This is a genomic window from Xanthobacter flavus, assembly GCF_017875275.1.
Classification (GTDB): Bacteria; Pseudomonadota; Alphaproteobacteria; order Rhizobiales; family Xanthobacteraceae; genus Xanthobacter; species Xanthobacter flavus_A.
On the sequence record NZ_JAGGML010000001.1, the window covers coordinates 2,511,543 to 2,534,517 of the forward strand.

The following is a 22,975-nucleotide window of genomic DNA, read 5'->3' on the forward strand; positions in this document are numbered from 1 at the left end:
GGGCCGTTCGGCCCGGCCTTCCGGCCTGCGGGTCAGAGCAGGCCGTCGATGAGGAGCGGCTGGTCGGGGCGATCGATGCCCTGCAGCAGCTTCTGGGAGCTGTTGGTGCCGGTGGTCTTCTTCTTCTCCCAGGAGGCGTGCGGAACGGCGCTCTCGTTGAATTCCGCTGCGGTCTTGGGGGCCGTGTAGGAGGTGCTCGCATCGCCGGAAGCCGCTGCCGTGGTGGCCGGCTTCGGCGGGGGGGCGGCGGCATGGGCGCCGGGCGGGGGCTCCAGCGGACCCTTCACCCCGCACGCCGCGAGGGCGAGGGTGCCGCAGAGGGCCATAAGGGTCGCAAGGGATCGCATCTTCGTCCGTGCCATTGGCATCAATGTTGGCGACACTATAGCCCGCGCTGCGGCAAAGGCGAGCCCCCGGCGCAGCGGGGGCTTCCTCCGGCCGGCATCAGGCCGCGTCCGGGGCGGCCCCGAGGCGCTTCAGCCAGCGCCGCGCCTGAGCGCGCACCCGCTGCGGCGCGGTGCCGCCATAGCTGGTGCGGCTGCGCACCGAGCGCACCACGGACAGTACGGAGAACACGTCGCCGGTGATGCGCTTGTCCACCGCCTGCATCTCTTCGAGCGACACCTTGTGCAGCGCAATGCCGCGGTCCGAGGCCAGAGCCACGATGCGTCCCGTGATGTGGTGCGCCTCGCGGAACGGGATGTTCAGCGCCCGCACCAGCCAGTCGGCGAGGTCGGTGGCGGTGGAATAGCCCTGGCCGGCGGCGGCGGCCATGCGCTTCTCGTCGGGCACCATGTCGCGGACCATGCCGGCGGAGGCGGCGATCACCAAGGAGAGGGCGGAGAAGGCATCGAACGCGCCTTCCTTGTCCTCCTGCATGTCCTTGGCATAGGCCAAAGGCAGGCCCTTCATCACCACGAGGATGCCGGTGAGCGCGCCGATAATGCGCCCGGCCTTGGCGCGCACCAGCTCGGCGGCATCGGGGTTGCGCTTCTGCGGCATGATGGACGAGCCGGTGGTGAAGGCATCCGACAGCTTCACCAGCGCGAAGGAGGGCGAGGTCCAGATCACCACCTCCTCGGCAAAACGCGAGAGGTGGATGGCGCAGATGGACGCCGCCGAGAGCGTCTCCATCACGAAGTCGCGGTCGGAGACGGCATCGAGCGAATTGGCGGTGGGCCGGTCGAAGCCGAGCGCGGCGGCGGTCGCCTCGCGATCGATGGGGAAGGAGGTGCCGGCCAGCGCCGCCGAGCCCAGCGGGCATTCATTGAGGCGCTTCCTCGCATCGGCGAAGCGGCTGCGGTCGCGTGCCACCATTTCCACATAGGCCATCAGATGGTGGCCGAAGGTCACCGGCTGGGCGGTCTGCAGATGGGTGAACCCGGGCATGACGGTCGCGGCGTGTTCAAGCGCCTTCTCCGCCAGCGCGCGCTGGAGGTCGGCCAATTGCGCATCGAGGGCGTCCACCGTGTCGCGCACGTAGAGGCGGAAGTCGGTGGCCACCTGGTCGTTGCGCGAGCGGGCTGTGTGGAGGCGCCCGGCGGGGGCGCCGATGAGTTCGGCGAGGCGCGATTCCACGTTCATGTGGATGTCCTCCAGCTCGCGCCGGAAGGAGAACTTGCCCGCCTCGATCTCTGACAGGATCGTGTCTAGACCCTTGGTGATCTTCTGGGCATCTTTCGCCGCCACGATGCCCTGGGCGGCCAGCATGGCCGCGTGCGCCTTGGAACCGGCGATATCCTGCGCATAAAGACGCTGGTCGAAGCCGATGGAGGCGTTGATCTCCTCCATGATGGCGTCGGGGGCAGTGCTGAAGCGCCCGCCCCACATCTTGTTGCTCATGACGGACCCTCCGGTGATGACGAATGCCGACGACAGCCGCGCGACAGACCCTCAGAACACGGCAACCGGCCCCGCGCCGGGCGCGCCGGTGGCGAGGCGCTCTTCCGCGGTGAGGACGATCGGCGTGGTCGCGCTGGCGACGCTCGCAGGCGCCGTGGCCGGCGCGCTCGCCCTATACGGGATGAACCGCCTTCCCGGCAATGCACCGCAGGGCCAGAGCGTCGCGAACGTGCCGGCGGCGGCCCCGCTGGCCGGCGCCGCAGACCCCGCCTGCGCCGGAACCGTGGAGCGGGTCCGGGCCTTCGCGCCCCTCGCGAAAGGCGAGCTGGCTGCGCTGGCGCTGGCCACCGAGCCGCGCCGCCTGCCGCCCCTCACCTTCGCCGATGCTTCCGGCAAGCCCGTGACGCTGGCCGACTTCAAGGGCCGGGTGGTGCTGCTCAATCTCTGGGCCACCTGGTGCGTGCCCTGCCGCAAGGAGATGCCGGCTCTCGACCATCTGGAGAAGAGGCTTGGCGGGCCCGACTTCGCCGTGGTGGCGGTCAATCTGGATACGCGCGACCCCGACAAGCCGAAGGCCTTCCTCTCAGAGATCGGCGTCAACAGCCTCGCTTTCTATGCTGATCCCGCCACCAAGACATTCCAGGCCCTGCGCGGGGTGGGGCGCGGCTTCGGCCTGCCCACCACCCTCCTGATCGACCGCAACGGCTGCGAGATGGCCTATCTGGCCGGCCCGGCGGAATGGGGCGGTGCCGATGCCGAGGCGCTGGTGAAAGCCGCCATCGGGGCCGGCCGCGCCGATGCCGGTGCCGCCCGATAAGCTGGAGCGGGGCGGATTAGGATACCTATTTCCGGGCGCCCGGCCATTCCCAATCTGCTAAAATATCGACCCGCTTAAATCTCTCGCAACCTTCGGGCGGCACAGTAGCGCTGCAACCTGAGGGATGGGGAATCTCCGTGCGGGCGGCCCTCGGGTGCCGTGGTGCCGTTTACCTTCCTTTCACTCATGTTTCATTTGCGCGCCCGGAGCTGGTATATCTTGCTCTTGACAGCGTGTGCCTACACGCGAAGTCAAGATCGAATCATTGGTACAGCCTTTGAAAATATTATCGATTTTCGGCACACGGCCCGAAGCGATCAAGATGGCGCCCCTGGTTCAGGCTTTGAACCGGGAACCGGCCGTGCAGTCGCTCGTCTGTGTGACCGGACAGCACCGGGAGATGCTGGACCAGGTTTTGCGCCTTTTCGACCTCTCGCCCGACTTCGATCTTGGCCTTATGTCTCACAATCAGGGGTTGAATGATCTGGCCGGTGGAGCGCTGACCGCCATCGACCGCGTGCTCGATGAGGTCAGGCCCGACCGCGTGCTCGTCCACGGGGACACGACGACCGCCATGGCCGCCGCACTCGCCGCCTTCCACCGGCGCATTCCGGTGGGACATGTGGAGGCGGGCCTGCGCACCTATCACCTCGGCCAGCCGTTCCCCGAGGAGATGAACCGCCGCATCGTCGATCTGTGCAGCGACCTCCTGTTCGCGCCCACCCCCGGCTCCCGCGACAACCTCCTGTCGGAGCAACTGGAGGGGCAGGTGTTCGTCACCGGAAACACGGTGATCGACGCCCTGCAGGCGATTCAGCACCGCCTCGACGCCGATCCCGGCCTGCGTGCCGCCCTCGACGCCGATTTGCCGCAGCTCGATCCGCGCCATCGCATCCTGCTTGTGACGGGGCACCGGCGGGAGAATTTCGGCGAGGGCTTCCGCACCATCTGCGAGGCCCTGGACCAGATCGCCGACCGCGGCGACGTGGAAATCGTCTATCCCGTCCACCTCAATCCCAACGTCAAGGGTCCGGTGACGGCGGCGCTTGCCGGCCGGCCCAATGTGCATCTCGTGCCGCCGCTCGACTATTTGCCGTTCCAGCGGCTGATGCAGCGCAGCCATCTCGTGCTCACCGATTCCGGTGGCGTGCAGGAGGAGGCGCCCGCGCTGGGCAAGCCCGTCCTCGTCATGCGCGAGGTGACGGAACGCCCGGAGGCGGTCCATGCCGGCACGGTCCAGCTCGTCGGCACGGGACGCGCCGACATCGTCAACGCGGTGACCCGCCTTCTCGACGACTCGGCGGCCTATGCGGCCTATGCCGGGCGCATCAATCCCTACGGCGACGGGCATGCCTGCCGCCGGATCGTGGACTGCATCTGCGGGCGGCCGGTGCAGGAATTTTCCCCTCTGCCCTTCCCGCCTGCCGCGTCCGCCCCTCGGCGCCCCGCCGGCCTCGACGCCCTGCTCGTGAGAGACTGACATGCGACACGTTCCCTCCCTCATCGCCCGTGGCGGGGCCGCCCGGGGCCGCGCCGCGCGGCGGATTCCGACATTCGCCGCCGCGCTCGTCTTGCCGGTGACCCTGCTTGCGGCCTGGCCGGCCGCGGCCCAGTCGCGCACGCCGGCACCCGTCGTCGCGCAGGCGCCTGCCGCGCAGATGCCGATCGTGCCGCAGCCGGTCCCGGCCTATGTGCCGCCGGTGGATCCGATCCTCTCGGCGATCCAGGAGCGGGCGGCCGACAGCCGCGTGACACGGTCCGTCACCCTCGGAGACCTGGGCATCGAGGGACCCGTCGTGCTGCAGGGCATGGACGCCCGCCGCGACATCTATCTGCCCGTGCCCGCCGGCGTTGCGCTCGAAAATGCCTCGATCGCGGTCGACGGCGAGTATCTGCGCGGCGACGGCGGCCGCACCACCATGGTGCTCTCGGTGGACGGCACGCCCGTCTACTCGCGGCGCCTGGAAGGCGACACCGGCAGCGCCAGCGCCACGGTGGCGGTGGACAACCGGCCGCGCGACACCGGCTTCGTGCGGTTCGGCACCGCCTGGTCGTCGGTGATCGGCGAGGCGCTCTGCGCCGACGAGCGCGGCATCGGCAACGTGCTGAAGCTGCGTCCCTCCACCCGCTTCACCTACAGCTTTGACGCCGGGCAGGTGCGCACCCTCGCCACCGCCTGGAGTGGCATGCCCGGCTCGGGCGCGCTTCTGGTGGCCGGCGGCACCCTGTCCAAGGACACCTACGACACCGCCTGGCGCCTCGGCCTCGCGCTCGAAACCGCCGGCAAGCGCCTGGTGGTGAAGACGCTGCCTTCCATCGGCGACGAGGTGGACCTTTCCAATCTCGACGTGCCGGCGTCGCTGCGCGCCGTCGCCCCCTTCTCCAGCTTCGTGGGCGTCAGGAGCTACCGTATCCGCGATGCGTCCGAACTCGGCGCTCTGCTGGTTCTGCCCGGCTCGCCGCTCGGCGCGGACGTGGCGGTGGCGGACGTGGCTCTTCTCTCGGGCATCCGTGGTGCCCTCGACGCGCTCGGCGCGCGCCTGGGGACGGCCTCCGCCGCCTTCACCGAATGGCGCGGCAAGTCGGCGAGCCTCGGCTCCGCGACCATCGCTCCCGATGAGGTGAGCCTGCAGTTCCTCGCCGGACGCCCGATCATCGCGGTCGGCGGCGCCGCGGGCGGCAAGGCCACCCAGCTGTTCGACGGCTTCTGGCGGACCTCGCTGACCTCCGGCTCGGTCATGATCCGGGCTGTGGACGCGGGCGCCGACCGGCCCTCCTCCGTGCTGCTCAACACCCTCGGCCCGACCGAAGGCAATCTCGACGTTCTCGCCCGCGGCGACTGGGTGGTGACGTTCGATCTCGCCGCGGCCACCGGTGGCCGCAGCCTGCCGAGCCGCCTCAACCTCGATGTCGCGGCCGCGCCCGGCGCCTCCACCTCGGAACCCGTGGCGGCGGTCTTCCTCAACGACGTGCTTCTGGCGGCCAAGCGGCTCGATGCCAACGGCCACCCCGAGCACATCTCCGCCGCCGTCCCGCCCTACGCGCTGGCCGCCCGCAACGTCCTGCGCGTGACCTTCCAGCGCCAGCCGGTGAGCGACCGCTGCCGCGAGACGCCCCAGGCCTTCCCGGTCTCGGTGCTGCCCACCAGCCATTTCGAGCTGGGCGGCGCGGCTCCGAGCGGCGACTTCCTGGGCGTGATCTCGGCCATGGCCGCGGGCGGCAAGCTGCTTGTGCCGGACTCCTATCTCGCCACCGCCAAGGCGAGCCTTCCGCGCGTGGTGCGCGCCGCCGCGGCGGCCGGCATGCCCGCAGGCACGAGCACCTTCGAGGTGGCCTCCCTCGGCACCCCGTTCCGCGCCACCGGCGGCTTCCTCGCCCTCGATGTGCCGGTCCAGGGCGTGACGGCGAAGGCGAAGGTGGACGGCGACCGTCTCATCGTCGGCACCGACGAGCGGGCCCGCCTGCTCGACATCACCGGCCTCAGGAACGTGGCCTTGGTGCAGGCGGTCCGCGGCGACGATGCCCGCGGCATCCTGTGGCAGAGCATCGGGCCGGTGGCGATGACGCCCGCCAAGCCGGTGCGCCTGTCGAAGGGTGACGTGGCCCTTGTGGGTGTCGACGGCACGCTGACCGAACTCACCGCCTCGGGCGCCGCGCCCGGCACCGTCCGTGTCGCCGACACCGACGGCCCGGCCGGCACCCTTCAGCGCCTGTGGCAGAACTCGTCGGACTGGGGCCTGCCGCTCGGCATCGGCGCCGCCGCCCTGTTCTTCCTGCTGCTGATCCGCGCCTCGCAGGTGCGGCGCCGCGGCAACTGACCGGATCGGGACCGCCCCCATGGCACTCTATTGGCCCTTTCTCCTGGCCGATTACATCCGCTTCGTCGAATACGTGGCGGCCGTGGTGGCGGTCATCATCCTGATCTCGTCCATCGACGATCTGTTGGTCGATGCCTGGTACTGGGGGCGGCGGATCTACCGCCGCTTCGTCATCGAGCCGTTCATCCGCCCGCTCACGCCGGCCGCGCTCTACCAGAAGGACGAGCAGCCGCTGGCCATCATGATTCCCGCCTGGCTCGAATCCCCCGTGATCGCGGCCATGATCGAGAACATGGTGAGCGTGCTGGACTACCGGCGTTACGTGATCTTCGTCGGCACCTATCCCAACGACCCGGAGACCATCGCCGAGGTCGAGCGCATGCGCCGGCGCTACAAGCAGCTGGTGCGGGTGGAGACGCGCAATCCCGGCCCCACCAACAAGGCGGACTGCCTCAACACGGTCGTGCGCGCCATCTTCCAGCACGAGCAGATGACCGGCGTGGAGTTCGCCGGGCTGGTGCTGCACGACGCCGAGGACGTGCTGCATCCGCTCGAACTGCGCTATTTCAGCTATCTCCTGCCGCGCAAGGATCTCATCCAGGTGCCGGTGCTCTCGCTGGAGCGCCACTGGTCGGAGCTGGTGGCCGGCATCTACATGGACGAATTCGCCGAATGGCACGCCAAGGACCTCGTGGTCCGCGAGAGCGTCGCCGGCTCGGTCCCGTCCGCGGGCGTGGGCACCTGCTTCTCGCGCCGGGCGATGCTGCATCTCCTCTCCGACGGCACGGGCGAGGTGTTCAACACCGCGAGCCTGACCGAGGACTACGACATCAGCGCCCGCCTCGCCGCGGCGCACATGCAGTCCATCATCGCCCGCCTGCCGGTGGAATATATCGTCAGGCGCGAGAGCCTGTTCGGCTTCGGCAAGGAGAAGGAAATCCTGCTCTCCATGCCATTGTGCGTGCGCGAGTTCTTTCCCGACACCTTCCGCACCTCCTACCGCCAGAAGGCGCGCTGGGCGCTGGGCATCGCCTTCCAGGGCTGGCGCTCCATGGGCTGGCGCGGCAACTGGGCGACCAAATACTTCCTGTTCCGTGACCGCAAGGGCATCGTCACCTCCCTCGTGGCGGTGCTGGCCTATGTGGTCGCGGCGCACTTCCTCATCTTCATGAGCGCGGAGAAGCTCGACCTGCTGCCCGCCCGCTATCCTTCGATTTTCGCCACCGAGACCTGGCTGCTGGCGGTGCTGACGGGCAACGCCATCGCCTTCGCGCTGCGGCTGGCGCAACGCTACTATTTCGTCGCCAAGGTCTATGGCTGGGAACAGGGCCTGATGTCCGTCCCCCGCGTGGTGATGGCGAACTTCGTCAATTTCGCCGCCACCATCCGCGCCTGGAAGCTGTTCCTGGGCCATACCTTCTTCGGCCGCCGGATCGTCTGGGACAAGACCGCCCACGACTTCCCCGATGCGCGGGAGCTGGGCCAGCAGCGCCAGCGGCTTGGCGAGCTTCTGCTCACCTGGCAGGCGGTGCTGCCGGAGCATGTGGAGGAGGCGCTGGCCCTGCAGGCCGAGCGGCAGCAGCCGCTGGGGCGCATCCTCGTGTCGCGCGGGTGGCTCGACGAGGAGACGCTGGCGGAGGCCATGGCCTTCCAGTCCAACCTGCCGCGCACCGTGGTGACCGAGCAGATGGTGCGGCAGTTCAACGATCTGCTGCCCATCGACCTGATGGTGCGGCGCCGCGTGCTGCCCATCGGCCGCGATCCGGGCGGGCGTCTCATCGTGGCGGTGCCCTCGCCGCTGGGCGACAAGGCGCTGGAGGAGCTGCGCCGCGCCATCGGCGACGAGCCGCTCCAGCGCATCGCCCGCGAGAGCGAGATCAACGACGGCCTGCGCCTGCTGCGCGGGGCCGGCACCGGCAACGTGGACGGCCAGAAGTCGCCGCCGCTGCTGGGCGACCTGCTGCTGGAAAAGGGGCTGATGCGGCGCGAGGCGTTCGAGGCGGCCATGGAGAACTACCGCCCGGACGAGGATGGCCGTATCGGCGAGTATCTCGTTCGCTGTGGCGTTGTGACGGAAGACGCCCTGCGCGCCACGATCCGCGAGCAGGAGCGCCGCGTCGCCGCGTCGCTGGCGCCGGTATGATCCATCCGGCCCGCTGCCGGGCGGCCTCTGGCCGGGCGACTTTTGCTTCCGCGCAACGCGGATGGCGGGCTGCACCGGGTTGCCTGCCATGGCGCGTCTGAGCCGGCGCGCGGCCCTCGGCCTCGGCGCCGCCGCGGCGGGTGCGGGCCTGGTCGGCGTCGACCTTGCCCTCGTTGCACGCGACCATCGTCCCGAAGGCCTCATCGACGGGGTGGTCTGGCAGCTTCACGGGGGCGCGCTCGATCCCCGCGGCGACTGGGACTTCATCGGCGCCCGGAGCCTGCTTCTGCAATGGCTGGTGGCCGATGGCACCTCATTCGTGCCGCTGCCGGAGCTCGGCCTGAAGCTCATCCCCGACGCGCCCAACTGGAAGCGGATCGCCCGCGAGCCCTGGGCAAGCCGAATCATCGCTGGCCTCGCCGGTGATTTCTCCGAGCCCAAGGCGCGGGCCAATGTGGTGGAGCTCGGAGCCCTCTCGGCCAAGGTGGCGCGGCAGAAGCTGCCGTTCCGGCCGGCCGGCTTCTATTTCCCGGTGGAGGCTGACCCCACCTGGAAAGACGTTTCGCGCATGCGCGAGGCCCTCGCCCCCATTCCGCGCCCGCTCTGGGTCAGCTGCTACGACAATTCCAACGTTGGCCCCGAGGCACTGGCGGACTGGATCGATCTGTGGCTGCCGCGCGACGTGGGCCTGTTCTTTCAGGACGGGTGCGGCGTCTACACCCGCACGCCGGAAGCGGCCCGCAGCTATGCGGAGGTTCTTTCCCGCCGCCTTGGGCCGCGGCGCTTCAAGCTGATCGCCGAAGCCTTCCGTCCCGCCGGCACCGGCACATTCCGGGCCGCCACGGCGGCGGAGCTGCTGCCGCAGCTGAAGGCCTATGCGGGTTTCGACGTGTTCGTCTTCGACGGTCCCCATTACGTGGACCGCCTCATCGTTCAGCAGCTGATGGCGGGCTGACGGCGGGGCGCGACCCGCGCGGCGCCTGAGCAGAGCCCCCCAGAGCCCGCGCGGCGCTTGAGCGAAGCCCCGCAAAAGCCCGCGTGGCGCTTGAGCGGAGCCGCTAAAAACCTCGGCTCAGTGCCGGAAGTGGCGCACGCCGGTGAAGACCATGGCGAGGCCGGCTTCGTCGGCGGCGGCGATCACCTCGGCATCGCGCATGGACCCGCCCGGCTGGATCACCGCCGTGGCGCCCGCCTCCACTGCCGCCAGCAGGCCGTCGGCGAAGGGGAAGAAGGCGTCGGAGGCGACCACCGAGCCCTTGGTGAGCGGCACCGAAAGGCCCGCCGCCTCGGCCGCGTCCAGCGCCTTGCGGGCGGCGATGCGGGCACTGTCCACCCGGCTCATCTGGCCGGCGCCGATGCCCACGGTGGCGAGGTCCTTGGCATAGATGATGGTGTTGGACTTCACGTGCTTCGCCACGCGGAAGGCGAAGCGCATGTCGGTCAGCTCCTGCTCCGTCGGCGCGCGCTTGGTGACGACCTTGAGGTCGAGGTCATCGGCGCTGGCATTGTCGCGGCCCTGCACGAGGAGGCCGCCGGCCACCGTCTTCACCGTGAGGCCGGGCGCGCGCGGGTCGGGCAGGCCGCCGGTGAGGAGGAGGCGCAAATTCTTCTTGGCCGCCACCACGGCGATGGCCTCCTCAGTGGCGTCGGGGGCGACGATCACCTCGGTGAAGATCTCCACCATGGCCCGGGCGGCGTCGGCATCCAGCGTCCGGTTGACGGCGATGATGCCGCCGAAGGCCGACACCGGATCGCAGGCGAGCGCCTTGGCATAGGCGGCGGCGAGGTCCGCGCCCTCGGCCACGCCGCAGGGATTGGCGTGCTTCACGATCACCACCGCCGCCGTGCGGGCGGGGTGGAACTCGGCCACCGCCTCGAAGGCGGCGTCGGTGTCGTTGATGTTGTTGTAGGAGAGCTGTTTGCCCTGCACCTGACGGGCGGTGGCGACGCCGGGACGGATCTCGTCGGAGGCATAGAAGGCGGCCGACTGGTGCGGGTTCTCGCCGTAGCGCAGCGCCTCGATGAGCTTGCCGCCGAAGGCGCGGAAGGTGGGGGCCTCCTCCTTCAGCTCGCGAGCGAACCAGTTGGAGATGGCCGCGTCATAGGCGGCGGTGCGGGCATAGGCCTTCTGCGCCAGCTTGCGGCGCAAGGCGAGGGTGGTGCCGCCATGCTCGGCGATCTCGTTGAGCACCGCCTCATAGTCCACGGCCTCCACCACGACGGCCACGTCATTGTGGTTCTTGGCGGCGCCGCGGATCATGGAGGGGCCGCCGATGTCGATGTTCTCGATGGTCTCCTCGAAATCCGCCTTGCGGGCGACGGTCGCCTCGAAGGGATAGAGGTTCACCACCACAAGATCGATGGGAGCGATGGCGTGCTCGGCGAGGGACGCCTGATGGCCCGCATCGGCGCGGATGGCGAGGATGCCGCCGTGGACCTTGGGGTGCAGGGTCTTCACCCGCCCGTCCATCATCTCCGGGAAGCCGGTGAGTTCGCTCACGTCCTTCACCGGCAGGCCGGCGTCGGCGATGGCCTTGGCGGTGCCGCCGGTGGAGACCAGCTCCACGCCGTGGGCGACGAGCCTGGTCGCGAACGGCACCAACCCCGTCTTGTCGGACACCGAGAGGAGGGCGCGGGTCACGGGACGGATGTCGGCGGTCATCGATTGGCTCCGGGAATAGATTGCCGCTCGCCTAGCACCAATGACCGCACATCACCAGCCGCGCGGGCCGTCGTGCGCGCATGGCCGGTATCGGCGGGCGGCATGCGCGGCCGGAAGGGGTGCGGCCGTGCGCATTTCCTGTCGATGCGCGGCTCCGGCGCGCTGACAGGCGCGGCCCCGCCCGATACCGTGCGGCCATGCGCCCGACCGCCACCAAGACCGCTGCAAAGCCCGCCTCCGACGAGACGCCCCCGGACGAGGCCCCCGCGCCCGCCAAGGCTCCGGCCCCGAAGGCGGACGAGACGCGCGTGACGCCCATGATGGCGCAGTACATGGAGATCAAGGCGGCGAACCCGGACAGCCTGCTGTTCTACCGCATGGGGGATTTCTACGAGCTGTTCTTCGGAGATGCGGAGCAGGCCTCGCAGGCGCTGGGCATCGTGCTCACCAAGCGCGGCAAGCATCTTGGCGAGGACATCCCCATGTGCGGGGTGCCCATCGACCGGGCCGAGGAATATCTGCACAAGCTCATCGCCCTCGGCTTCCGCGTCGCCGTGTGCGAGCAGCTGGAAGACCCAGCCGAGGCGAAGAAGCGCGGTGGCAAATCGGTGGTGCGGCGCGACGTCACCCGCCTCGTCACCCCCGGCACGATCACCGAGGACTCGCTGCTCGACGCCCGCCGCGAGAACGTGCTGGCCGCGCTGGCGCGGGTGCGGGCCGGCTCGGCGGCGGAGGACTTCGCCTATGCGATCGCCTTCACCGACATGTCCACCGGTGCCTTCCGGGTTGCGGGGACAACGCGCGCCGCGCTTTCGGGCGATCTCGCGCGGGTGGACCCGGCGGAACTGCTGGTCTCCGACGCGCTCATGGACGACGCCGAGCTGCGCGCCATGCTGCGGGACCTGCCAGCGGTGACGCCGCTGCCCCGCCAGTCCTTCGACGGGGCCGGGGCGGAGAAAAGGCTCGCGGACTTCTATGGGGTGGCGGCGCTCGACGCCTTCGGCGCCTTCTCCCGCGCGGAGCTGATCGCGGCGGCGGCGGTGGTCGCCTATGTGGACCGTACCCAACTCGGCGCCAAGCCCCTCCTCGCCCGCCCGGTGCGGGAGGCGGAGGGCGGCATCATGGCCATCGATGCCGGCACCCGCGCCAATCTGGAACTGGTGCGCACCACGTCCGGCGACCGGCGCGGCTCGCTGCTTGCCGCCGTGGACCGCACGGTGACGGCGGCCGGCGCGCGGCTTCTCGCCCGCCGCATCGCCGAGCCATTGACCGACCTCGACGCCATCCGCGCCCGGCACGACGGAGTAGGGCATCTGTGCGAGGACGGCACCTTGCGCCGCGCGCTTCGGGAGGCGCTCGCCCGCGCCCCGGACATGGCCCGCGCCGTCACCCGCCTTGCCTTGCAGCGTGGTGGCCCGCGCGATCTCGCGGCGGTGCGCGACGGCCTCGACGGCGCGCTCTCCATCGCCCGCCTCATCGGTGCCGATGCGCCGGACGATCTTGCCCGCGCTGCCCGCGCCCTCTCCCATGCGCCCCATGCGGTGGCGCTGGACCTCGCTTCGGCCTTGGCGGACAACCTGCCCGTCCACCGCCGCGACGGCGGCTTCGTGCGTGAGGGCTGCGACGGCGAGCTCGACGCCACCCGCGCCCTGCGGGACGAGAGCCGCCGCGTCGTGGCCGCGCTGGAGCGCCGCTATGTGGAGGAGACGGGCGTCCGCGCCCTCAAGATCCGGCACAATGCGGTGCTTGGCTATTATGTCGAGGTATCCCAGCAGAATGCGGACCGCCTGCGCGAGCCGCCGCACGATGGTGTCTTCGTCCATCGCCAGACCATGGCGGGGGCCATGCGCTTCTCGTCCGTGGAGCTGGGCGATCTGGAAAGCCGCATCTCCAGCGCCGGGGAACGGGCGCTGGCGCTAGAGCAGGCCATCTTCGAGCGCCTGTCCGCCGCCGTGGTGGCCGAGACGGAGGCCATCCGTGCCGCCGCCAATGCGCTGGCCGAACTGGATGTGGCCTCGGGCCTTGCGGAACTCGCGGCCACCGAGGCCCACGTGCGCCCGCAGATGGAGGAGGGCGTCGCCTTCGCCATCGTCGGCGGACGCCACCCGGTGGTGGAGCAGGCGTTGGCCAAGGATGGCGGCCCCTTCGTGCCCAACGATTGCGACCTCTCCCCGCCGGAGGGGGACAGGGACGGCCGCATCGTCCTCGTCACCGGGCCGAACATGGCGGGTAAATCTACCTTCCTCAGGCAGAACGCGCTGATCGCGGTGCTGGCGCAGGCCGGGGCCTTCGTGCCGGCCCGCTCCGCCCGCATCGGCGTGGTGGACCGGCTGTTCTCCCGCGTCGGCGCGGCGGACGATCTGGCGCGCGGGCGCTCCACCTTCATGGTGGAGATGGTGGAGACCGCCGCCATCCTCAATCAGGCGACGCCGCGCTCCCTCGTCATTCTCGACGAGATCGGCCGCGGCACGGCCACCTTCGACGGTATGTCCATCGCCTGGGCGAGCCTTGAGCACCTGCACGAGGTGAACCGCTGCCGGGCGCTGTTCGCCACCCATTTCCACGAGCTGACCGCGCTCTCCCAGCGCTGCCGTCGCCTCTCCAACGCCACCGTGAAGGTGACGGAATGGCACGGCGACGTGATCTTCCTGCACGAGGTGGTGCCGGGGGCGGCGGATCGCTCCTACGGCATCCAGGTGGCGAAGCTCGCGGGCCTGCCGGAAGCCGTCATCACGCGGGCCAAGGCGGTGCTGGCGGAACTGGAGGCGGCGGAGCGCGCCTCGCCGGCGCAGAAGCTGATCGACGACCTGCCGCTGTTCGCGGCGCGCCCGAAGCCGGCCGAAAAAGCGGCGCAGGCCGATCCCGCCGCCGAGGCCGTGCTCGGCGCGCTCGATGATCTCGATCCCGACGCGCTAAGCCCGCGCGAGGCGCTGGACGCGCTCTATCGGCTGAAGGGTCTGCGGCGCGACCACTAGGGTCGCAGGGTCGCACCCCTGCCTGCCGTCACCCTCAGTTGCTGCTGCCGTCTGACTGGCCTGGGGCGGCCTGCGGACGCTGGAGCAATTCGCCCCAGGCGGAGAAGGCGTCGTTGAATGCCTGCTCGCCGGCCACACCCTTCTCGAAGGCGAGCGCGGCCTTCTTGTTGTTGGTGTAGGTGACGACCACGTCGAGCCAGGGATAAGCCTGAAGCAAGGCGACGTTGCGCTGCCGGTCGGCCGCCTTTTCCGAAAGGCCCACGAGGAACAGGGTCGGGTTGACCCGCACCGCGAGGCCGGCCAGCGGCGTGCCGAGCGACTGCTGGTTCGGTTTGGAGCGCACCTGATCCACATTGGCGATGCCGCCGAAGGGGAAGTCGTCCGGCAGCTTGAAGCCGATCTCGATGGTGTGGGAGGCGGGCAGTGTCTGGTCGGTGTTGCGCCGGAGCACGAAGGTCATGGCGATCTTGCGCTCGGGAATCGTGAGGTCGCCGCGCAGGCCGATATCGGGCGGCAGGCCCGGCCCGGCGTTCACGGTTTCCGTGCGCCAGGTGATGGTGCCCTCGAAGGTCTGCGGCTGGGCGCTGCCGGGGGATTCCTCGATCAGCACGGCGCGGGCGCTGCCCGAGGCGGTGCCGGGGCGCGGGGTCGGCGCGCGGCGCGCGGCGTCGCTGGAGGTCCGGGTCATCCGGTCGGCGGACTTCGCCTGATCGGACGGCGCGGTGCTGGACGCGGCGGGCGCCGCCGCTTGCGGCTCTCCTTCGCTGCCGCCCAAGAAGCGGTCGCGATTGACGACGGCGAAAGCGATGCCGCCCAGCACCACCAGCGCGAGGATCGCAATCAGAACGAACTTCTTCCAGGAGGCGCCGCCTTCCGAGTTCCCGCGACGGCCGCCGTTGGCGGCGGCGCCGCGGCTGCGGACCTCGCCGCGGCGGAGCGGTGGACGGCGATCGCCTTCGGTCTCGTCTTCGCTGCGCTGGCGGGGCGGCAGGCGGCGGTCGGGCCGGGCCGGCGGCTCGGCGGGTGCGCGGCCGTCCGGATCTGCGGCGGATGGGGCAACCGGGCGCGCGGGCTCCTCGATGGGGGCGGCCGGGGGCTTGGGTGGCTCGAACCGGGCTGGGGGCGGCGGGGGAGCAGCCTCCTCGTCCTCGAACACCTCGTCATCGTCTTCGGGCTCGGGCGTATTGTCCTGCTGGGCGAATTCCGCCTCTACCCGTCGGATTGCCTCCTCGAGGCCCATGCGCTCGCGGGTGATCTCGCCTTCGGGCAGCGGCGGGTCCACCCCGCGCAGCTGGCGCATCAAGGCAGTGCGGGCACGATCATAGACGGCGCGCCGGCTCTCCCCAGTCTTCTGGGGCAGGCTGGAGATCGCGCGGACCAGGAGGGGATAGTAGTCAGCCATCGGAGCGGTGATGTTCCCCTTGAGCCGTCAGATCGGCATTATGCCTGAAACGGGTTGTGAACAAGGATCGTGTCGTCGCGTTCCGGGCTGGTCGACAGCACCGCCACCGGACAACCGATCAGCTCTTCCACGCGCCGCACGTATTTCACCGCCTCGGCCGGCAGGTCGGCCCACGAGCGGGCGCCGGCGGTGGAATCCTGCCAGCCTTCCATGGTCTCGTATATGGGCTCGGCCCGGGCCTGCGCGCCGCTTTCCGCCGGCAGATAGTCGATTTCCTTACCGTCAACCTTGTAGCCGACGCAAACTTTCAACTCGTTAAAGCCGTCGAGCACGTCGAGCTTGGTCAAGGCGATGCCGTGGATGCCGCAGGTGCGCACCGTCTGGCGCACCAGCACCGCATCGAACCAGCCGCAGCGACGGGCGCGGCCGGTGACGACGCCGAACTCGCGGCCCTTGGTGCCCAGCGTCTTGCCAACTTCGTCGAGCAGCTCGGTGGGGAAGGGGCCTTCGCCCACGCGGGTGGTGTAGGCCTTGGTGATGCCCAGAACATAATCGAGCGCGCCCGGCCCGATGCCGGTGCCGCTCGCCGCCGAGCCGGCGACGGTGTTGGACGAGGTGACGTAAGGATAGGTGCCGTGGTCGATGTCGAGCAGCGCGCCCTGCGCCCCCTCGAACAGGATCTTCTTCCCGTCGCGGCGCGCCTTGTCCAGCAGTTCCCACACCCGGTCCATGAAGGGCAGGACCTTGGGGGCGAGCGCCATCAGCTCGGAGACCAGCGCGACGCCGTCCACCTCTTCCATGCCGAGACCGCGGCGGATGAGGTTGTGATGGGTGAGAAGACGGTCGACCTTGGCCGGCAGGCTCTCCGGGTCGGTCAGGTCCACCAGGCGGATGGCGCGGCGGCCGACCTTGTCCTCATAGGCGGGGCCGATGCCGCGCTTGGTGGTGCCGATGCGCGCGCCCTCGGCGGTCGCGCTTTCGCGCAAAGCGTCGAGCTCGCGGTGCAGCGGCAGGATGAGCGGGACGGTCTCGGCGATGCGCAGCCGGTCGGGGCCGATCTCGACGCCCTGGGCGGCGAGGCGCGCCAGCTCGTCCACCAGCGCCTGCGGGTCGAGCACGACACCGTTGCCGATGACCGACAGCTTGCCCGGACGCACAACGCCGGACGGCAGCAGGGACAGTTTATAGGTGACGCCGCCGACGACCAGCGTATGGCCGGCATTGTGGCCGCCCTGGAAGCGGACGACCACGTCCGCCTGCTCGGAGAGCCAATCGACGATCTTGCCCTTGCCTTCGTCGCCCCACTGAGAGCCGACCACGACCACATTGGCCACGCGGTGGTGCCTCCTAACCCGGCGCCGGCGGTTCGGACCACGCCCGCGCGCACAAAGGAAAGCCCCGGCTCAAGTCCGGGGCGTTACGCAAGCGTCTTACGGGATCGGGGCTTGCGAGGCAAGGTTTGCGGGGCGGACCGCGTTCGCGAGACGGTAGCAATGGGCGGCATCGTGGCAAGCCGCCCCGGGGATACCCTTTGGAGCGTTGGCGGGTGGCCCCGGTTCGTGCTCTACCTTCCCCGATGAAGACTCCCCGCAGCGCTCCCGCTCCGTCCCGCCGCCCTGGCGGCAGCCCCAAGCCCGTTGCCGCCACCCCCGGCCTGTCCGCCCGCGTCGTCGCCGTCGATGCGCTGGAAGCCGTGCTGCGGCAGGGCGCCGCGCTCGAAGAGGCGCTGGATGGCCCGGCACTGGAGCCGCGCGACCGGGCACTCGCCTACCGCATCGTCGCCACTGCCCTGCGGCGCCTCGGCACGCTGCGCACGGTGCTCGGCAAGCTGATGGAGCGCGGCTTCCCCAAGTCGGCGCCGCGGCTGGAATCCATCCTGCTGGCGGGGGCGACGCAGATCCTGTTCATGGACGTGCCGAGCCATGCGGCGGTCGGCCTCAGCGTGGACCTTGCCCGCGCCGATCGCTCCACCGTGGGCTTCGCCGGCCTCGTCAACGCCGTGCTGCGCCGTGTGGCGCGGGAGGGCGAGGCGTTGATGGCCGGGGTGGATCCCGATTTCGCCGACACGCCCGACTGGCTGCGCCAACGCTGGATCAAGGCCTATGGGGCCGAGACCGCGCGCGACATGGCCGCCATGCATCGGGTGGAGCCGCCCCTCGACATCACCGTGAAGGCCGATCCGGCCGACTGGGCGCAGAAGCTCTCCGGCGAGGTGCTGCCCACCGGCACGGTGCGCATTCTCCAGGCCGGACCGGTGCGCGCGCTTCCCGGATTCGCGGAAGGCGCGTGGTGGGTGCAGGATGCCGCCGCCGCGCTCCCCGCCCGGCTCCTCGGCAAAGTCCAGGGGCTGAAGGTGGCGGACCTGTGCGCCGCCCCTGGCGGCAAGACGGCGCAGCTCGTCGCCGCGGGCGCTGAGGTGACGGCGGTGGACCGCTCCGGCGCGCGCCTCACCCGGCTCAGGGACAATCTGGCGCGGCTCGGCCTCTCCGCGACCGTGGTGGAGGGCGATGCCGCGACCTTCGCCGGAGGGCCGTTCGATGCGGTGCTGCTCGATGCACCCTGCTCGGCCACCGGCACCCTGCGCCGGCATCCGGACATCGCGGTGTCCAAGCGCCCGGCCGATATCCCAACCCTCGCCACCCTGCAGGCGCGGCTGCTCGACCACGCCATCGACCTCGTGAAGCCCGGCGGCCTCGTCGTCTATTCCACCTGCTCGCTGGAGCCGGAGGAGGGCGAGGCGCAGGTCGAACGCCTCCTGGCCGCCCGCAGCGACGTCGAGCGGGCACCGCTTGGCGCCGAAGAGGTGGATGGCCTCGATTTGTTCATAACTCCTCAAGGGGATGTGCGCACTCTTCCAAGTCAGTGGATGCGGGGGGAGGCGGAGCGGTCGGGTCTCGACGGCTTCTTTGCCGCCCGTCTGCGGCGCAAGGGATGACCTGAGGCGCCGTCAGCCGCCCTCTAGGTCACGAGGCTGGTGAAGACAGGCGCATGGGTATCTGGAATGGATCGGCGGGCCCCCTTCAGGCCGTGGCCAGAAATCTGTTCGGCACGCTGGCCGGGAAGAGCCCTGCGCCGCCGACGGGAGGCGCCGTGAGCCGAGGCGGGCTTAAAGAGCGCACCCAACTGGCGACCCTCCTGGTGGAGCTGTGGTCGCAGACGGTGCTCGCGCGCATCGGCGGCCGCGCGGTGCCGCTCGGCTACGTGCCGGTGCCGGTGCCCGAACGCCTCCTGATCGCCCCGCAGGACCTGAGGACCGGCGACGCCACCGTCGCCAGCGAGATCTATTCCGGCCGCTTCGCTTTCGCCGGCAAGGTGATGGCGCTGGATGGCCGCACCGCGTTCGAGCTGGTGCCGCCCTCGGTGGAATGGGCCGAAGCGCTGCACGGGTTCGGGTGGCTGCGGCACCTGAAAGCCGCCAACACCACCATCGCCCGGGCAAATGCCCGCGCCCTTGTCGGTGACTTCATCCGCGATCCCGGCAAGGCCAAGGCGGTGGCGGCGCGTCCGGACGTGGCGGCGCGGCGCATCATCTCCTGGCTCACCCAGGCGACCTTCCTGCTGCAGGACGCCGACCACGATTTCTACCGCCGCTTCATGCGCTCGCTGGCCAAGCAGGTGCGCCAGCTGCGCCGGATGGCCAGCGATGCGCCGGACGGCTATCCCCGCCTCATCTCCATCGTCGCGCTGGTGTTCGCCGGGCTGTGCATGTCCGACCAGCCGCGCCTCCTCAAGGCGGCGCAGAAGCGCCTCGGCGAGGAGCTGGACCGGCAGATCCTGCCCGATGGCGGGCCGCTTACCCGCAATCCCGGCATGCTCATCGAGCTGCTGCTGGATCTTCTCCCATTGCGCCAGGCCTTCACCGCCCGCAACCAGCAGGCTCCGGCCGCGCTGATGAATGCGGTGGACCGCATGATGCCCATGCTGCGCTTCTTCCGGCATGGCGACGGCGCCTTCGCGCATTTCCACGGCATGGGCCACACGGCGGCGGACCAGCTCGCCACCATCCTCGCCTTCGACGACGCGCGCGGTGCGCCGGTGGCGAACGCGCCCTATTCCGGCTACCAGCGGCTCGATGCCCGCTCGCTGATGCTGATCGCCGACACCGGCCCGCCGCCGCCCGCCGTGGCGAGCTGGGAGGCGCACGCGAGCTGCCTCGCCTTCGAATTCTCCTCAGCCCGCCAGCGCATCGTCATCAATTGCGGCGTGCCGGAGGTGCATCGGGAGATGTGGCGGCAGGTGGCGCGCTCCACCGCGGCGCATTCCACCGCGGTGATCGCCGACACGTCGTCCTGCCGCTTCCTGCAGGGCGGCTCCATGACGCGCATCTTCGGCGCGCCCATCGTGGCCGGCCCGAAGCATGTGGAGGTGCAGCGCGGCACGCGGAACAACGCGCTTTTGCTGCGCGCCAGCCATGACGGCTATGCCGAGGCCTTCAACCTTCTGCACCAGCGCTCATGGCGGCTGGCGCTGGAGGGCAACCGGCTCGACGGCGAGGACATCTTCAAGCCGGTAGAGGAGGGCGGCGCGCTGCCGGCGGAGACCTTCGCCATCCGATTCCATTTGCACCCGTCCGTGACCGTGGAGCGGCTGGACGATCCCCATACCGCCTTGCTCAGCCTGCCCAACGGCGAGGCCTGGGCCTTTGCCGCGCCGCATCTGCCCCTCGTGGTGGAGGAAAGCGTGGACCTCGCCGCCAGCGGCGGGCCGCGTCGCACATCCCAGCTCGTGCTCACCGGAGAGGTAGCGCGCACGCCGCGCGTCATCTGGACCTTCGTGCGCACCCGGGAAGCCCAGAGCGTGCCTTCCGCACGGCCGGGCCGGGGCTGACGCTCCGGACGCGCGCCTTCAGCTTAGCCCCACGGTCCCCGACGCGGCTGCGCCGGGGCCGAACGGGGCGCTGTGAAGCCGCCGCCGCCCATCCGCTGCGACAGGTCGCGCAAAGCGGCGATGCGGTTCTCCACTGCCGGATGCGTGGAGAAGAGATTGTCCATCCGCGCCCCGGACAGCGGGTTGATGATGAACATGTGGGCAGTTGCGGGGTTCGCTTCTGCCTCATAGTTCGGCACCTGATGGCTCGCTCCGGAGATCTTGGCCAGGGCCGAGGCGAGGGCCATAGGCCGCCCCAGTATCTCCGCACCGCCCCGGTCGGCCTCGTATTCGCGGGAGCGGGAGATGGCCATCTGCACCAGCATGGCGGCCATCGGGGCCAGGATGACCATCAGGATTGTGCCGATGAAGCCGAACGGGTTGTTGTTCTCCCGGTTTCCGCCGCCGAACAGCAGGCCGAAGTTCGCGAGCATGGAGATGGCGCCGGCAATGGTTGCCGTGATGGTCATGGTGAGGGTGTCGTAATGCTTGATGTGCGCCAGTTCATGCGCCATCACGCCCGCCACCTCTTCGGGGGTCAGCGTTTCCAGCAGGCCGGTGGTGGCGGCGACCGCAGCGTTCTGCGGATTGCGGCCGGTGGCGAAGGCATTGGGCTGGGGGTTGTCCATGATGAACACCCGCGGCATGGGCAGGTCCGCCCGCTGCGCCAGCTCGCGCACCATGCCGACGAACTCGGGCGCGGTGCGCTCATCCACCTCCCGCGCGCCGTACATGCGCAGGACCATCTTGTCGGCGTTCCAGTAGCTGAACAGGTTCATGCCTGCCGCCACGACGAACGCGATCATCATGCCGCCGCGCCCGCCTATTGCGAAGCCGACGGCCATGAACAGGGCGGTCATGCCTGCGAGCAGGATCGCCGTCTTCAGGTGATTCATCCATCCCTCCCGGTGCCGCGCACAGGACGCGGACCTTGATCTAGAGGATGGGAAGCCACCTCGCCCCGTTCAAGGGCCGATATGCCGTTGCGTCATCCGGGGCCGTCGTGTCGTGGGCTGCGTGTCGGAGGGCTGCCGTGTGGGTCAGATGTCCCGCATGAGGCGGTCGGCGGCCACGCACTTCCATCGGCCGATCTGCCACTGGGGGTGACTCTCGCTCCACTGCGCAATGGCCTGCTGGGAGGACATCATGCATGTCATGGGCGCGCTCGCTTCCAGGGAGAAGCTCAGCTTCTCTTCCCGGCACGTCGCCGGAGCGCTGATGAGGCAGGCGTAAAGAACAATGAACATGACCAGGGTTCCCGAGTTCGGCGCTGCGCGTGCCACCCCCTGCTTCCGTCCCGCTGCGACAAACCTTCGCTTGCCTTCGACGCTCTACTGCCCGGCAGGCTGCCTTCTCGTGGGCCATCTGTGCAAAAAATAAGAAGCAAGCAGAGTGCCAACAGGAATGTTCGGCAAGCATTGGCGAGAAGATTGGTATTGAACAACCGCAATACTTCCCGCCGCCTTATGCCAATACATCCCTCCCCTCCGGGCCTCCTGTTGAGGCCGCTGGGGCAGGTCGCTTGCCGGTCCCTCGGGCCGCCGACAGGCCGATCCGCAAGCCCTTTGCCGGCGCATTTTTCACGCTGCGGCGCGGCATGGATTCGCGATCGCGGCGGCTTGCGGGCGAGCCTCCGCGCGGCTAGGCTCCGCGCGCTATCTGGTGAACCGGTTCGGCCTTCCGCGCCGAGCGCTGACAACAAGGGTAGGCGGCATAGGACCGCCGTCCGGAAATGTCTTCGGGGGCGGTCATCCCTAGTCGATCTACGAGGGAGGACAGAAGGTGGCTAAGATTAGCAAGGTTCTGGTTGGTGAGGCGCTCGTCGGGGACGGCAACGAGGTGGCCCACATCGACCTCATCATCGGTCCGCGCGGCAGCGCGGCCGAGACGGCGTTCGTCACCAGCCTGACGAACAACAAGGATGGCTTCACGTCCCTCCTCGCGGTGCTCGCGCCGAACCTGCCCTGCAAGCCCAACACCGTGATGTTCAACAAGGTGACCATCAAGGACGCCCGCCAGGCCGTCCAGATGTTCGGCCCCGCCCAGTACGGCGTCGCCAAGGCGGTGCAGGACTCGGTGGCGGAAGGCGTCATCCCGGTCGAGGAAGCCGACGACCTCTTCATCTGCGTCGGCGTGTTCATCCACTGGGAGGCGGCGGACGACGCCAAGATCCAGCAGTACAACTACGAGGCGACCAAGCTCTCCATCGCGCGCGCCGTGGCCGGTACCCCCACCGCCCAGGAAGCGACCGACAAGCGCAACGAAGCCAAGCACCCCTTCGCGGCCTAGAGCGGAAACCACCCTGGACAGAGCGGCGACCCTCCGCCCATGCCGAAGGGTCTGCTCCAGCGGTTGGCCGCCATCTTTCTGCGATAGAGGCCAAAAGAGCGACGACCGGCGGTGCTCCCGCCGGTCGTTTTCGTTTGAGGTCGCTCTTGTGAAAGCCGTCG

16 protein-coding genes are annotated in these 22,975 nt (G+C 69.8%); 9 read left to right on the forward strand and 7 right to left on the reverse strand.

Annotated elements, in window-relative coordinates; all coding sequences use genetic code 11:
• Positions 1–32: 32 nt before the first annotated feature.
• Positions 33–347 carry an LPS translocon maturation chaperone LptM gene (gene lptM, locus J2126_RS12070; protein ID WP_245327292.1) on the reverse strand — a complete coding sequence of 105 codons (315 nt, stop codon included), beginning with the start codon at positions 345–347 and terminating at the stop codon, positions 33–35.
• A 97-nt stretch (positions 348–444) separates the two neighbouring features.
• Positions 445–1,842 (reverse strand): argininosuccinate lyase, encoded by a 1,398-nt coding sequence (gene argH / locus J2126_RS12075; RefSeq protein WP_209487193.1) that lies wholly within the window; start codon positions 1,840–1,842, stop codon positions 445–447.
• A 16-nt stretch (positions 1,843–1,858) separates the two neighbouring features.
• On the opposite strand from argH, the gene tlpA reads away from it, so the two are divergent.
• The 5 genes from tlpA (at position 1,859) to J2126_RS12100 (ending at position 9,575) form a co-directional block, all read left to right on the forward strand.
• Entirely contained in the window at positions 1,859–2,659 is an 801-nt protein-coding gene (tlpA, locus tag J2126_RS12080) for a thiol:disulfide interchange protein TlpA (protein WP_245327293.1), read from the forward strand.
• Positions 2,660–2,936: 277 nt separating this feature from the next.
• Positions 2,937–4,139, forward strand: a complete 1,203-nt coding sequence (gene wecB, locus J2126_RS12085) for a non-hydrolyzing UDP-N-acetylglucosamine 2-epimerase (protein ID WP_209487195.1) — start codon at positions 2,937–2,939, stop codon at positions 4,137–4,139.
• 1 nt (position 4,140) lies between these two features.
• Complete coding sequence (locus tag J2126_RS12090; protein ID WP_209487197.1) at positions 4,141–6,477, forward strand: cellulose biosynthesis cyclic di-GMP-binding regulatory protein BcsB; 2,337 nt, start codon at positions 4,141–4,143, stop codon at positions 6,475–6,477.
• A 19-nt stretch (positions 6,478–6,496) separates the two neighbouring features.
• Positions 6,497–8,620 (forward strand): glycosyl transferase family protein, encoded by a 2,124-nt coding sequence (locus J2126_RS12095; protein WP_209487199.1) that lies wholly within the window; start codon positions 6,497–6,499, stop codon positions 8,618–8,620.
• Between the two features lie 88 nt (positions 8,621–8,708).
• Positions 8,709–9,575 carry a hypothetical protein gene (locus J2126_RS12100; RefSeq protein WP_209487201.1) on the forward strand — a complete coding sequence of 289 codons (867 nt, stop codon included), beginning with the start codon at positions 8,709–8,711 and terminating at the stop codon, positions 9,573–9,575.
• A gap of 117 nt (positions 9,576–9,692) precedes the next feature.
• Here the strand turns inward: J2126_RS12100 and purH are convergent, their stop codons facing one another.
• Positions 9,693–11,282, reverse strand: coding sequence for a bifunctional phosphoribosylaminoimidazolecarboxamide formyltransferase/IMP cyclohydrolase (gene purH / locus J2126_RS12105; protein ID WP_209487203.1), 1,590 nt, complete (start codon positions 11,280–11,282; stop codon positions 9,693–9,695).
• Positions 11,283–11,479: 197 nt separating this feature from the next.
• Between purH and mutS the strand changes: the two genes are divergently transcribed.
• Positions 11,480–14,257, forward strand: a complete 2,778-nt coding sequence (gene mutS, locus J2126_RS12110; protein ID WP_209487214.1) for a DNA mismatch repair protein MutS — start codon at positions 11,480–11,482, stop codon at positions 14,255–14,257.
• A gap of 34 nt (positions 14,258–14,291) precedes the next feature.
• Here mutS and J2126_RS12115 read toward each other — a convergent pair whose 3' ends face one another.
• Together J2126_RS12115 and J2126_RS12120 are read right to left on the reverse strand one after the other, a co-directional pair.
• Positions 14,292–15,659: a hypothetical protein gene (locus tag J2126_RS12115; RefSeq protein ID WP_209487221.1), complete on the reverse strand. Its 1,368-nt coding sequence runs from the start codon at positions 15,657–15,659 to the stop codon at positions 14,292–14,294.
• 38 nt (positions 15,660–15,697) lie between these two features.
• Positions 15,698–16,993 (reverse strand): adenylosuccinate synthase, encoded by a 1,296-nt coding sequence (locus J2126_RS12120; protein WP_209487223.1) that lies wholly within the window; start codon positions 16,991–16,993, stop codon positions 15,698–15,700.
• Positions 16,994–17,235: 242 nt separating this feature from the next.
• On the opposite strand from J2126_RS12120, the gene rsmB reads away from it, so the two are divergent.
• Together rsmB and J2126_RS12130 are read left to right on the forward strand one after the other, a co-directional pair.
• On the forward strand, positions 17,236–18,594 hold the full coding sequence (gene rsmB / locus J2126_RS12125) for a 16S rRNA (cytosine(967)-C(5))-methyltransferase RsmB (protein WP_209487225.1): 1,359 nt from the start codon (positions 17,236–17,238) through the stop codon (positions 18,592–18,594).
• A 53-nt stretch (positions 18,595–18,647) separates the two neighbouring features.
• A complete protein-coding gene (locus J2126_RS12130) occupies positions 18,648–20,486 on the forward strand; it encodes a heparinase II/III family protein (protein WP_209487233.1) in 1,839 nt (612 codons plus the stop codon).
• A gap of 23 nt (positions 20,487–20,509) precedes the next feature.
• Here J2126_RS12130 and htpX read toward each other — a convergent pair whose 3' ends face one another.
• Positions 20,510–21,421: a zinc metalloprotease HtpX gene (gene htpX / locus J2126_RS12135; protein ID WP_209487234.1), complete on the reverse strand. Its 912-nt coding sequence runs from the start codon at positions 21,419–21,421 to the stop codon at positions 20,510–20,512.
• A gap of 144 nt (positions 21,422–21,565) precedes the next feature.
• On the reverse strand, positions 21,566–21,772 hold the full coding sequence (locus tag J2126_RS12140; protein WP_209487236.1) for a hypothetical protein: 207 nt from the start codon (positions 21,770–21,772) through the stop codon (positions 21,566–21,568).
• A 535-nt stretch (positions 21,773–22,307) separates the two neighbouring features.
• Between J2126_RS12140 and fae the strand changes: the two genes are divergently transcribed.
• Complete coding sequence (gene fae, locus J2126_RS12145; protein ID WP_209487238.1) at positions 22,308–22,814, forward strand: formaldehyde-activating enzyme; 507 nt, start codon at positions 22,308–22,310, stop codon at positions 22,812–22,814.
• The last annotated feature ends 161 nt before the right edge of the window (positions 22,815–22,975 follow it).